Source organism: Sphingomonas sp. TF3 (genome assembly GCF_003985085.1).
In the GTDB taxonomy this organism is placed as follows: domain Bacteria; phylum Pseudomonadota; class Alphaproteobacteria; order Sphingomonadales; family Sphingomonadaceae; genus Sphingomonas.
The window spans coordinates 136285-148852 of record NZ_RWKS01000004.1; the positions used below are offsets into that span (position 1 = coordinate 136285).

Annotated in this window: 14 protein-coding genes and 1 tRNA gene; 1 reads left to right on the forward strand and 14 read right to left on the reverse strand. The window is 66.3% G+C overall.

Translation table 11 applies throughout. The features are described 5' to 3' along the window. Positions 1-5 precede the first annotated feature (5 nt). The 12 genes from gspN to EJC47_RS04770 form a co-directional block, all read right to left on the reverse strand. Positions 6-725, reverse strand: coding sequence for a type II secretion system protein N (gene gspN, locus EJC47_RS04715; RefSeq protein WP_126845684.1), 720 nt, complete (start codon positions 723-725; stop codon positions 6-8). Then, positions 722-1198 carry a type II secretion system protein GspM gene (gene gspM / locus EJC47_RS04720; protein ID WP_126845685.1) on the reverse strand — a complete coding sequence of 159 codons (477 nt, stop codon included), beginning with the start codon at positions 1196-1198 and terminating at the stop codon, positions 722-724. Before gspM ends, gspN begins: the two co-directional genes overlap by 4 nt. Then, on the reverse strand, positions 1195-2292 hold the full coding sequence (gene gspL / locus EJC47_RS04725) for a type II secretion system protein GspL (RefSeq protein WP_126845686.1): 1098 nt from the start codon (positions 2290-2292) through the stop codon (positions 1195-1197). The genes gspM and gspL overlap by 4 nt, the downstream gene beginning before the upstream one ends. Next, positions 2289-3278, reverse strand: coding sequence for a type II secretion system minor pseudopilin GspK (gene gspK / locus EJC47_RS04730; RefSeq protein WP_126845687.1), 990 nt, complete (start codon positions 3276-3278; stop codon positions 2289-2291). The genes gspL and gspK overlap by 4 nt, the downstream gene beginning before the upstream one ends. Continuing rightward, on the reverse strand, positions 3268-3888 hold the full coding sequence (gene gspJ, locus EJC47_RS04735; RefSeq protein WP_126845688.1) for a type II secretion system minor pseudopilin GspJ: 621 nt from the start codon (positions 3886-3888) through the stop codon (positions 3268-3270). The genes gspK and gspJ overlap by 11 nt, the downstream gene beginning before the upstream one ends. Continuing rightward, positions 3885-4256 carry a type II secretion system minor pseudopilin GspI gene (gene gspI, locus EJC47_RS04740; RefSeq protein WP_126845798.1) on the reverse strand — a complete coding sequence of 124 codons (372 nt, stop codon included), beginning with the start codon at positions 4254-4256 and terminating at the stop codon, positions 3885-3887. The genes gspJ and gspI overlap by 4 nt, the downstream gene beginning before the upstream one ends. A gap of 1 nt (position 4257) precedes the next feature. Next, positions 4258-4728, reverse strand: a complete 471-nt coding sequence (locus tag EJC47_RS04745) for a GspH/FimT family pseudopilin (protein ID WP_126845689.1) — start codon at positions 4726-4728, stop codon at positions 4258-4260. Further along, entirely contained in the window at positions 4703-5149 is a 447-nt protein-coding gene (gspG, locus tag EJC47_RS04750; RefSeq protein ID WP_081988829.1) for a type II secretion system major pseudopilin GspG, read from the reverse strand. Before gspG ends, EJC47_RS04745 begins: the two co-directional genes overlap by 26 nt. 8 nt (positions 5150-5157) lie before the next feature. Beyond that, positions 5158-6384: a type II secretion system inner membrane protein GspF gene (gene gspF / locus EJC47_RS04755; RefSeq protein ID WP_126845690.1), complete on the reverse strand. Its 1227-nt coding sequence runs from the start codon at positions 6382-6384 to the stop codon at positions 5158-5160. Positions 6385-6555: 171 nt separating this feature from the next. Then, positions 6556-8205 carry a type II secretion system ATPase GspE gene (gene gspE / locus EJC47_RS04760; RefSeq protein ID WP_409574472.1) on the reverse strand — a complete coding sequence of 550 codons (1650 nt, stop codon included), beginning with the start codon at positions 8203-8205 and terminating at the stop codon, positions 6556-6558. Beyond that, complete coding sequence (gspD, locus tag EJC47_RS04765) at positions 8205-10418, reverse strand: type II secretion system secretin GspD (protein WP_126845692.1); 2214 nt, start codon at positions 10416-10418, stop codon at positions 8205-8207. Before gspD ends, gspE begins: the two co-directional genes overlap by 1 nt. After that, positions 10415-11260, reverse strand: coding sequence for a type II secretion system protein N (locus tag EJC47_RS04770; protein ID WP_126845693.1), 846 nt, complete (start codon positions 11258-11260; stop codon positions 10415-10417). Before EJC47_RS04770 ends, gspD begins: the two co-directional genes overlap by 4 nt. Before the next feature lie 124 nt (positions 11261-11384). On the opposite strand from EJC47_RS04770, the gene EJC47_RS04775 reads away from it, so the two are divergent. After that, positions 11385-12041 (forward strand): prolyl hydroxylase family protein, encoded by a 657-nt coding sequence (locus EJC47_RS04775; protein ID WP_126845694.1) that lies wholly within the window; start codon positions 11385-11387, stop codon positions 12039-12041. A 36-nt stretch (positions 12042-12077) separates the two neighbouring features. Here EJC47_RS04775 and EJC47_RS04780 read toward each other — a convergent pair. Beyond that, positions 12078-12152, reverse strand: a tRNA-Val gene (locus tag EJC47_RS04780). A gap of 136 nt (positions 12153-12288) precedes the next feature. Further along, positions 12289-12561 (reverse strand): HU family DNA-binding protein, encoded by a 273-nt coding sequence (locus EJC47_RS04785; RefSeq protein ID WP_010186832.1) that lies wholly within the window; start codon positions 12559-12561, stop codon positions 12289-12291. Positions 12562-12568: the final 7 nt, after the last annotated feature.

Below are 12568 nucleotides of genomic sequence, written 5' to 3' on the forward strand. Positions count from 1 at the left end.
CAAGCTCAAAATTTCCCCTCAACCGAGAGAAGATATCCATTGGGCATGTGCTGAAACCCGCTGCGCTCCAGCTTTTGCGCGGCCGCAGCGTCACTCGGCTTGGCCAAAAACTCGGCGCGAAAGCGTCCCGAATCCCACAACCGCACCGTCACTTGCTCGGTCCCGGCCTGGCTGACGAGCGGCAACAGCAGCGCGCCCGCATCACACCGCGCCGCGCCCGCCAGGCCCTGCCCCAACGTGATTCCGGCGATATCGCCACCCAGCGTTGCCTTGACGCGCCCTTCGGCGCGCTCGCACCGCCCGTCCACAAACCGCACGCTGACATCGTCCAGATCGATGGCCGTAATGGGCAGCGGCGCAAACGCGTCCCCGACGGGTACGCCAGCGGTCATCTGCTCGATTCCGACGCTGTGCCGCGAGACGCTGACCGCGCCGTGCAAGGCACGCCCGGTGCCCGAAGGGTGCCCCTCCAGCGCGAGTCGCGCGCGCCCCGCGAGCAAGGCCCATGGCGACAATGCAGCATCGACATCGCCCAAGGCGATGCTGCCCAGTTGCGCCTCGCGCAGTGAGCCCCCCCACACGCTGCCGCTGGCTGCCCGCGCAGCAAAGCCGGTGCGATCGAGATCGAACCACCCCAGCGCGAACCGCAGCGGCAACAGCAGGATCAATGCCAGCACAAAGATCGCGCTGAACAGCGCCGCCGGTCCGGTGCGGAGACGGATCATTGGCCCTGCGCCTTCAAGGTCATTTGCACCGCCACCGTGCGATCGCCATTGTCGGTCGTTCCCAATCGATCGACCAGGATGCCCGAAGCTTCCAGATCGGCGATCCAGCCGATCAAAGCTCCGGGCCGCGCCGACGCAATCGCGATCTGCACCCGGTCGCCACCCTGCGGCACGACACTGGTAAGCGCGAACCCGGCATCGTTGGCGCGCATCCGCACGGTGGTTTCGAGAGGGCCGCCCAGCGGCGCGGCGCGGTCGGCCTGCGCCGCCTTTACCGCGTCGACTCGCGCTTGCGTCTCGCCAAGGCGGATCACCGCATCTGCATGGCGCGTCTTGGCCGATTCGAGCGCATCGCCGAGCGGCACGACCAGGAAATAGCCCAAGGCGAGCACCGCCATCGCCCCACCGGCCAGCAGCAGATATTGTTCGCGCCGGGAGCGTGCGCGATACCAGAGGAGCAGGCGTTCGGTCATCGCGGCTTCACCATGATGTCCCCCGTCACGCGCCCGCCGACCGACTGAAACTGCCCCATCGGCGTAGCGCTGAGCCCGCTCGCTTCGATCCGGCGCTGCAAATCGAGGATCTGCCCCTCATTCTGAACGCCCACTGTCACGCGCATCGCCCCGTTCGAATCGAAGGATAGCGTGCGGATCTCGGTACCGGGCGTCGCGCGCATTGCCGCGAAAACGGTCGCGGCGGTGCGGCTGAAGCCGAGCCCGCCGCCGCGCAACCGCTCGAGCCGCGCGCTGAGTTGGCGGTCAGCGTCGTTCACCGCCTCGCCGCGCGCCAGGCCACTGCGCGCTAGCAGATCGGCGCGGCGTTCGAGATCGTCGGCGGCGAGCGAATAGGTCAGCAGTTGAACGCAGGTGATCAGCAACGTCACCGCCAACACCGCCCCGGCCAGCCAGCCGAGCCGCCGGATCAACGCCCAATCGATCGCCGTGGCGACCACCTTCGCAAACGGCCCCTGTCGCAGGTTGAGTACGGGCGCATGGGCCGCCGCGATGATCGCCGCCTCCATTTGGTCGCGCGGCAAGGTCTCGGGCGTAACCCCGCCGGTGATAAGATCGGTCAGCCCGGCCTCGTCGGCAAAGCCGCTGGTCGGCCCGCGCACCACCCCCGCACCGCCGAGATCGGCGCGGACATAGCCCGTCTCCGGTCGCGGCAACAGCAACGGCGCGGGCAGCAGTACATCGGGATCGATGCCATAGTCTGCCAGGACGTTGAGCCAGTCCCGCATCTGGGTCGCCGCCACGACGGCGATCGGCCGTTCGACCAGCGCCTCCTCGCGCCCCACCGCGACATGCACTTCGCCAATCGGGGTTGCGCTCGCATCTGCGGCAAGCAAGCGCGCCGCCGCCACCGCCTGGGCGAGCGAGCGGTCGGGCAGTTCGGCCCAGTGCAGCGTCACCGCATCGGCGGGCACCACCGCGACCAGGCGTTCCTCGCCAACGGCGGCCAATACGGGCATCCCCTCGCCCCGCCCGGCCACGCCATCGCCCGCGATCCGCAGCCAACGCCACGCGGTGTCGTGCGTCGGAAGAAAGAGGACGAGCGTATCGGTCATGGTCGCTCACCCCATTGCCGCGATACCAGCCGCGCGGGAAGAGCCGTTGCGTCGATCAGGCCGCTTTGTTCCAAGCGAATACCGCCCAGCGCGACATCCACCCGCAGCGCAAACCATGTCGTCTTGACGTCGGTCTGCCCCGCGCCGCCCTCGCCCGCCGCCCCGGCGAGTGCCGACTGCGACCAGAACGCCCCCGCATTGGAAAAGCCCTTTGGCGGTCGCTGCAACAGCGCTTGGCGCACGGCCTCGACCGACAAAGTCTGGCCGAGCATTGCGATCAACGGCGCTTGTTCGGGCAGCACGGTATTGACGTTGATCTTCGAGGGGATGGCGACGGGCAACGTGCAAATCCACGGTCGCAGCCGATCGTAATCGAGGCGTGTAACGCCCGCGACCGCCCGCAATTCGCTGGGATCGCTCATCAACGTGTTGGCGGTGCGATAGGCGAGCTTGCCGCCGCCATAGACGTTATCCTCGGCACCACCATCGAGGGGGCTGTTGTCGCTGTCGATCCAGTCCGCCGCCGCCGCCGCAATCGCATCGGGGGAGCGCGCGGTGGGATCGACGAGCGCGATCAAGCGCGCGAACTGCGTGCGCGCCGGGGTATAAGCGGCATAAACGCCCGGCGTTACCTCAATGGCGAGGCTGTTGAGGTTGAAGCAATTGCCGCCATCGGTGACGGTCGCGGTGGCGGTGGCGGTGCCGTTAGGAATCGGCAGCGCGAAGGGCTGGCCACTCCAGCCGCCCTCCAACGTCACCTTGTCCGGGCTTTTCGACAAAAGATCGCTGATCTTGAACACCGCGAGCGTTTCCGCCGCGAAAGAAAAGGCGCGCGCCTGGTCGAGCGTGACCGCGTTGCTGCCCAGTCGCGTCGCCAACCGCAGCTTCTCGAGCGCGACCCCAGCCAATACCGCAATCACCGCCACCAGCAGCAGCACCGTCAGCAGCGCCGCACCGCGTTCGGATCGGGGGGCCTCAGCGCGCATTGGTCACGCGTTTGCCATATCCGGTGCCGACGAGGAACATCTCGCGCGTCTCGTCCCCCGGATCACGCACGATCCTGAGTTCCAGTGCATCGGGCAGCGGGTTCTGGTCATTGCCGACCCAGCGATCACTCCACGCGCCCTTCAGACGATAGCGCAGCGCAACCGTGCGGATGTGCGACAGGAGCGGCGTCGGCGGCAGCGCGGGGGCACCGTCGAGCATTGGATATGCAACACGGACGAGCGCGCCATCCTCGAGCCGATATTCGACCTTCTGTTCGGACGGGCGCGGCGCGCCGTCGAGGTTGCTCCAGCCGCCGCGCACCACGCGCAACAGCACCGCACCGTTGGTGCCCGGTTCGCCGATAAACGCCGGCAACATCTCGCCCCCCTCGCCGCGCGCCGGGCGCACCACCGCCTGCGCGAGGTCTGCGGTCAGGATTGCGGACAGGCGATTGCGCGCCGACACCGCCTCCAGTCTCGCCCCGGTCAGCCCTTGCGCCCGCACCGAGAACGACAGCAAAGCCACCCCCGCCGCCGCCAGCAGACCGAAAATCAACAGCGAGATCATCACCTCTATCAAGGTGAAGCCGTGTTCGGCCCGTCTGCTCATGGCTTGGTGGCCCCGTCGCGCACCATCGTGATATGTCCGGCGCTGCGACCCGCCGGATCGAGCACGGTCACGTCGATACGCAATATGCGGGCGTCACCGGTCGGTTCCACCACGCGCGTCCACGCCCAATCACGCCCGCCATTCGCTTCGGTGCCGGTGGCGGTGCCGATGGTGGGCGGTCGGGCATCGGTCATCGCCTCGATCGCGATGTTGCGCGCCACCATTTGCGCCATCAGCGTGGTGTCGAGCGTCGCCGCGCCGCGGATCGTCGCGCCCTCCAGCCGGATCAAGGCGAGTGCGGCCAGGCTGAACACGGCGAGCGCGACCATCATCTCGATCAGCGTGAAGCCGCGCGTCGCGGTGCGCACCCTAGCCACCGATCCGCACCGAACCGTCGGCCCCGATATGCACCACCACGTTCTCGCGCGACCGCGTGAGCGTCACGTCGAGCGGCCGATCGGCCATGCCGGTCGAATCGAACAGGATACGGTCGCGTGGTGTCGCGCCACTTGGCACCGCCCGCGTGCCGCTGCTCCAACGTGTCACCCGCAATGGCTTTTCCGCCATCGCCACCCATGCGCCGTCCTGCCGTTCATCGAAACCATAGCCGCCCTCGGACACCCACACGCTGATCGGCCGCGCTCCCACCACCGCCAGATCATGCGCCGCGCGCGTCCGGGCCGCGAAGCGCGCGGCCTCATCGGTCAGCCGTCCGCGCGGATCGGGCAGCGCCAGCACCACCACCGCGCTGGCCAGGCCGATGATCGCGATCACGATCATCAGCTCGATCAGCGTGAAGCCGCGCTCGCGCGTGTTATTGCCAGCTACCGATATCGGCATTGGCCCCCTCGCCGCCTTCCTTATGGTCCGCGCCCAGCGTCCACACATCGGCCTCGCCATGCGCGCCCGGAGACGCATAAAGATAGGGCTTGCCCCACGGGTCGAGCGGCAATTTCTTGATATAGCCGCCGCGCTGATATTTCGACGCGTCGGCGTCGGCGGGGGGTGAGACCAGCGCCTGCAAACCATCGGTGGTCGAGGGATAGACATCATTTTGCAGTTTGTAGAGATCGAGCGCGCCTTCGATCTGCGCGATATCGGCCTTGGCCTTGGTGATCTTGCCCCGGTCGCCCAGCGGCAGCACATTGTAGGTCACGATCGCGGCGAGCAAGCCGAGGATGACGACCACCACCATCAGCTCGATCAGCGTAAAGCCTTGTTCGCTCGGGCGAACACGGCGGCGAGTGCGGGGAACAGACATTTCAGACCTCATTGTCCGGCAAGCGTGTTGAGTTGCAGGATCGGCAGCAGGATCGATAGCACGATCGTGGCGACAATGCCCCCCATCACCACGATGATGAGCGGTTCGAGCAGTGACAGCGCGGTGGTGGTGAAGCGATCGAATTCGCGCTCCAGATAATCCGCCGCACGTTCCAGCATGTCGTCGAGCTGCCCCGCTGCCTCGCCCGATGCCGCCAGATAGGTCAGCAAGGGCGGGAACACACCCGTGCGCCGCATCGCCGCCGACAGGCTGCCGCCGCCGCGGATCGATTCGATGATGTCGTCCGACGCGCGTTTGAGGCGGAGGTTGTGGATCGTGCCGCCGGTCAGCGTCAGCCCTTCGAGCAACGGCAAGCGGCTCGCCACCATCGTCGCCAGCGTGCGCGCCATCCGCGCGGCGTGGAGATCGCGTAGCAACCGACCGAGCAAGGGGAGCTTCAGGAGCCACGTATCGAAGGCGAGTTTCGCGCGGGGGTCTTTCAGCACCCGCCAAACGCCAACGCCGATCAGCGCGGCTCCCGTCAGCAATGCCCACCAATAGCCGACCAGGAAGGCCGACAGCCCCATCACCGCGCGCGTGAGGAAGGGCAATTGCTGCCCGACCGTGTCGAACTGTTCGACCACTTGCGGCACCACGAATACCATCAGCGCCGTTACCACCGCCATCGCCACCACCGCCAGCACCATAGGGTAAGCCAGCGTAGTGATAATCTTGCCGTTAATCTCGGCTTGCCGCTCCAGCAGCAGCGACAGGCGTTCGAGAATGATCGGCAGCGCGCCTGACGTTTCGCCCGCCGACACCATCGCGCGGTACAAGGCCGGGAAGCTCCTGGCCTCGCGCGCCATCGCCTCATGCAGCCGCCGCCCTTCGACCACGCCGGCATGGACCGATTCGACGATCGCACGGACATGCTCCTGCTCGGTCTGGCGCGCGATCGTGCGCAGCGATTCCTCCAGCGGCGACACGCGGTTGAGCGTGGCAAGCTGACGTGTGAACAGCGTCAATTGCTTGGTGCTCATCCGGCGGCGGCCAAGGCGCAGGTCAGCCAGCAGCGGCTTGCCCCTGGCCGGGCGGCCCGAACCCGGCTCGACCTTGACGACATACAGTCGCCGCCGATCGAGCAACACGCGCGCCTCATCGATCGACGGTGCCGCGATATGCCCGCGCGCCTCGCGCCCCTTGGTGTCGATTGCGAGATAATCGAAATCAGGCATGAGCCCCCCAAAACCCCTCTCCCTTTGGGAGAGGGAGGGGCCCGCCCGGCAAAGCCGGGCGGGAGGGTGAGGGCGACCGCCGAAACCAAAGGGTGCCACCCTCACCCTTCCGCCGCCTGGCGGCGGCTCCCTCCCTCTCCCAAAGGGAGAGGGATAAGGGCGCGCACTCCCTCACGCCGCATCCTCCGGTACCACCATCGGCGCTTCCGCATCGGCCATGTCGCGCCGCGACACGCGCACCGCTTCCTCCGCCGTGGTCACGCCGTCGCGCACCAACTGCCGCGCCGCGCTGCCCAGCGTCGGCGCATGGAGAAAGGCATGGCGCGCGATAAGCGCTTCATCGCCGCCATCGTTGATCAGGCGGCGCACCGTCTCATCGACGCGGACGGCTTCATACACGCCGACGCGCCCCTTGAAACCGCTGCCCTGGCACTGCTCGCAACCCACCGCCTCATAGACGATCGTGCCCGGATCGAAGCCAAGCAGCGCCGCCACCGGCCCCTCCGCCGCGACCGGGCGGCGGCAATGCTCGCACAAACGGCGCACCAGCCGCTGCGCGATCACCGCGCGCAAGGTGGACGCCAGCAGGAACGGCTCGACCTTCATGTCGCGCATCCGCGTGATCGCGCCGACCGCATCATTGGTGTGAACGGTCGACAGCACGAGATGCCCGGTGAGCGAGGCCTGCACCGCGATTTCGGCGGTCTCGCGGTCGCGGATTTCGCCGACCATCACCACATCGGGGTCCTGCCGCAGGATCGCGCGCAGGCCCGCCGCAAAGGTCAGCCCGACCTTGGGGTTGACCTGCGTCTGCCCCACACCCTCCATCGCATATTCGACCGGGTCCTCGACCGTCAGGATGTTGCGGCTGCCATCGTTGAGCAGCCGCATCGAGGCGTACAGCGTGGTCGTCTTGCCCGATCCCGTCGGCCCGGTAACCAGGATGATGCCGTTGGGCTCGGTCACCGCATCCTTCAGCAACTGGTGAATGGCCGGCGTCATGCCCAGTGCATCCAGCGTGATCCCGGCATTTTCCTTGTCGAGAATACGCAGCACCACGCGCTCGCCCGCGCGGCTCGGCAAGGTCGATACGCGCACGTCGAGCAACTTGCCGCCCAGCGTCAGCCCGATCCGCCCGTCCTGCGGCACGCGCCGCTCGGCAATGTCGAGCCGCGCCATCACCTTGATACGGCTGACCACCACCGGCGCGACATGCGGCGGCATCCGCAACGTCTCGCGCAGCACGCCATCGATCCGCATCCGCACCACCAGCCCGGTTTCATACGGCTCGACATGGATGTCGGACACGCCGTTGCGCGCGGCATCTGCGATGATGCCGTTGATCAGCCGGATCGCGGGCGCATCATCGGCGGTGTCGAGCAAATCGTCGGCTGTCGGCAGGTGGTCGGCCAGCATGTCGAGCTCATCGCCCAGCCCCAGCGCGCCTGCCGCCATCGCCGCCGCTTGCCCGTCCATCGCATAGACTTCGGAGAGCAAGCGGTCGAAGTCGCTCGGCGTAACGGCCGTTACCTGAAACGGCCGGGCCAGATGGCGGCGCAGCTCGATCAAGGTTTTGGGGTCGGCCCCTTCGCGCATCGCGACGGTGAGGTGCCCGTCATGGTTCGGCGCGACCACCACGCCGAACCGACGCGCAAAGGCGTAGGGAATGGTGATTTGCGGCAAGGCATCAAAATCTCCCCTCCCGCTTGCGGCAGGGGTTGGGGGAGGGTTGTCGCTGGACAAGCCTGCAGCGGGACTGCCCTCCCCTAGCCCCTCCCGCAAGCGGGAGGGGAAAGTTCCAGGATCACCGCCCGTCCCCATCACCGCCCCCGCTTGGTGTGGATCACCGTGCTCGAACTGCGCTGCACCGGCACCGCAATGCGGGGATCCTCGATGTTGCCGGGCACGGGCGCGCTCGGGATCGGCGGTGCCGCCCCCATATAATCGCGCACCAACTGGTCGATCGAAGGCTCGTCATTGGGCGCGGCCAAGCCCTGCTGCAGGCGCAGATAGCCATAGCGCTGCTCGGTCAAGCGGCGGCTGTCCTCGGCGGTCCGCAAAATGGTCGGGCGGATGAAGATCATCAAATTGGTCTTGGTCCGCGACTTCGCCTTGGAGCGAAACAGATTGCCCAGCCCCGGGAGATCGCCCAGCAGCGGGATCTTCTGGATCGTGCGGCGTTCATTGTCGTCGAGCAAACCACTGATGACGGCAATGTCGCCATCGTCGACCGTGCGCACCGTCTCGACCTCGCGCTTATTGAGGATCAGGTCGCTATTGTCGCTCGACACCGGCCCCGCGATCGAACTCACCCCCAGCCGCAGATTGAGCTTCACCGTGCCCGAGGAATTGACTTGCGGCCGCACCGTCAGCTCGATCCCCACATTCTCGCGTTGGGTGGTGCGGAAGGTATTGTTGAAATTGTTCGACAGCGCCTGCCCCGTGGTGATCGGGATTTCCTGCCCGACCAGGCTGTGCGCTTCCTGATTGTCGAGCATCACCAGATGCGGGACTTGCAACAGGTTGGAGGTGGTGTCGCTCTTCAGGGCATTGATGATCGAACCGAAGACCGTGTCGCCGATTTTGCCCGCCCAGCCACCGAAGCCGCCGCTCGCCCCCAGAATCGAGCTGATCGCCGATTGCGCGAGCGAATCGCTCGCGCTGCTGTTGGTGCTGGTGGTTACGGTGGTGCCGTTGACCACCGTCGTGGTGGTGTTGAGCTGCCGCGCGCCGATCGCCCCGGCGATGGTCAGCAAGCTGGGCGCAGTGTTCTGGAAGCTGGAGGCGGCGAACACGCCGCCCTTGATGTTGGCGATGGCGAATTGTGCGCCAAGCTGGCTGGCGGTCTGGTCCGAAACTTCGGCAACGATCGCCTCGACCAGCACTTGCTCGCGCCGGGTGTCGAGTTGGTGCACCACATCGGCCAATTGGCGCTGCACCTCGGCTGGCGCGGCGATGACGATCGCGTTCGCGCCAACGAAACGCGTGACGACCGCCGCCGTCCGCCCGGCCGAACTGATCGCGGCTTGCCCGGTGGAGGTACCGCCACCGGTCGAGATGTCTTGTTGGGCGGCTGGCGCGGTGGTCTGCCGTGCGGTCGTCTGAAACCCGCTGCCGTTGCTACCGCTCGACTGGCCGTTATTGCTGCCAAAGGTCGATGCGGAAAGCTGCTGGTTCGAAATGGGCGACGGGGCCTGCCCGACCAATTGCTGAAGCACCGGCAAAAGCTGCTCGGCATCGGCATTTTCGAGGAAAATGACCTTGATCTCGGTGCCGTTCTTGGCGCGCCGGTCCAAATCCTCGGCCACCGCCGCCAGCCGCGCGACCGACGCTGCATCGCCGCGGATCGCCACCGAATTGGAACTGGTCACGGCCACCACGCTCGCGCTCGAGCCAGTCGACGGTCCACCGCCGCCCGCGCCCTGCCCGGTCAGCGCTTGCAACGCCGTTGCGATTTCACGGGCACCGGCATTCTTCAACGCGACAATACGCGTTGCGGCATTGTCGGTGTCGATCTGGCGGATCACCTCGCGCACGCGGCGGACATTGTCGGCGAAATCGACGATGACCAGGCTATTCCCACCGCGATTGGCGGTGACCGAACCCTGCGGCGAAATCAGCCCGCGCACGGTATCCACCGCCGAGGCGGCGTCGATTGAGCGCAAACGAACGATTTCGGTCACGTAACTGTTGCTGGCCGCCCCGCGCGCCCCCACGCGGCTGGGCTGCGACGCGGCATTGTCGGTCGGCTGCACCCGAAACGCGCCGTTGCTGGTCGGCACCGCGACCAGGCCATTGGCGCGCAGCGTCGACAGGAAAATCTCGAAATATTGCGATTTGCTGACCGGGTGGTCGGTCACCACCGTCACCTTGCCCTGCACCCGCGCATCGATGATGAAGGTCCGCCCCGTCACGCGCGCCGCATCGGCGATGAACGCGCGGATGTCGGCGTCGCGCACATTCATCGTGGTCTGCCCAACGGCGGTGCCGGCGAGCGCAAGCGCCAGAAACGGTGCCAAAGTAAATGTCTTCATTGCCCCGCAATCGTGATGGAAAGTGGAATCGTGTCCTTGCCGCGCTCCACCGCGACAGAGAGCAGGCCGCCCTTGGCAAATTGTGCAGCGAGGCGCTCAATATCGCCTGTCCCTCCGACCGGTTTGCCGGCAATCTGGGTCACGACATCGCCCTCGTGCAACCCGGCGGTGCGAAAGGCGAGACCATTCCCCTGCGATCGCACGGTCAGCCCGGTCACTCGGCCATTGTCGATGCGCGGGATGAACCCAATGTCCGAACGAAGTTGGGCGAAGGTGATCCCCGAAGGAGCCGAAGGCATCGGCCGCACCGGACCACCGCCAACCAGCGGCGGCGCAGCGGGCGCAGGCGTGGCGACTGGCGTGGTTTCCGGCTGGACCAGGAAGAGATCTTCAGACGCGCCGCTCCGGTCAATCGTGACATGGTCGAACGCGACCGCCTTCAAGCGCACGCCGGGCATGATCTCCTGCCCGACGCCGACGCTTTGCTGCACCCCGTCAGGCCCAGCGATAATCGCCGAGCCGCCGCCCTGCGCTTCATCGACCCGCGTTCCGAACAAGGTCAGTTGCAGGCTGGTGACGACGGCCGGTCCCGCCGCATCGCCGCCGCTGATGCGGAAGAACGGATCGAAGCTGCTCAAGAGCGCTTGCGGCGCTCCGGCGAACCCGCTGTGTGCCGGACGCCAGACGCCGATCGCGCCGACCGGCGTGACCACCGTCCACACCAGCCGCGCACCTTGCACCGCGAGCAGAGCGGTCAGCAGCAGCTCGAGCGCGCTATACACTTTCGTCACGGGTACGCGTCGCAAAATACTCCGCGCTCGCGCATCCAACACCAACCGCATGCGGCATTATTCCTCGATCGCGCGTCTAACCTTATGCGCGTGTTACAGACACCAGACGACGCTGTGAACCTCGCACGGTCGCAGGGGCTGGAAAAGCCACAACGGCTTTGGCAGGGATAGGCCGATGACCGCGCAGACACATTTCGGATCGGGCAACCCGGCCGACGCCATGATCGAGCATATCCTCGCCCAACCGAGCGTGCAGCGCGTACCCAGCACGAAACTGACGCTGTTTGTTCGCCGCGGCTTTCTCGATCCCGAAACGTCCACGGCCTTATGCGCGCGAGTCGATGCGACGCGACGGCCATCGACCCTGTCCGATTTCAACGGCGACCCGACCTTTCGGACCAGCGAGACGGGCGATCTCGATCCGTTCGATCCGCTGGTGATCGATCTCAATGCGCGGATCGCCGCCTTTACCGGGCTCGACCCGGCGCATGGCGAGCCGATCCAGGGGCAGCGTTATGCAACAGGGCAGGAATTCAAAGCCCATACCGATTATTTCGAACCCGACGGGATCGACTATCAGCGGTATTGCGGCATTGCGGGCAACCGCACGTGGACGGTGATGATCTACCTCAACCAGCCCGAAGCTGGCGGTGCGACCCGCTTCAAGGCGATCGACAAGATCATCCAGCCCGAGACCGGGAAGCTGCTGGCGTGGAACAATCGCCTGCCCGACGGGCGGCTCAACCCCGCCACGTTGCACCACGGGATGAAAGTCCGCGCGGGCACCAAATATGTCATCACGAAATGGTTTCGGGAACTGCCCTGGCGCTGACGCCGCAGCGTCGCCGGACTGCCCGATCCGTGAGAATGGTGGGCGCGGCAAGGATTGAACTTGCGACCCCACCCGTGTGAAGGGTGTGCTCTACCACTGAGCTACGCGCCCGTTGCCGTCCTGCACATGCGTATGTGGGAGGGCTAAACGGATGAGGGCGGCGTTACCGCCGCCCTCTTCACCAATCCCTTAAAACGAGCGAGTGCCGCTTGTCCAGCGGCACCTAACATGTTTTCGGGAGATTAGATCAATTGACCGAATCCTTCAGGCCCTTGCCGGCCTTGAACTTCGGCTGCGACGACGCCTTGATCGTCATCGGTTCGCCGGTGCGCGGGTTGCGGCCGGTCGAGGCCTTGCGCTTGCTGACCGAGAACGTGCCGAACCCAACCAGGCGGACTTCGTCACCCTTTTTCAGCGCCGCCGAGACCGCGTCGAACACCGCCTCGACCGCCTTGCTTGCATCACCCTTCGTCAGACCCGACGTGTCGGCCACCGTCGCGATCAATTCCTGTTTGTTCATCGCCACC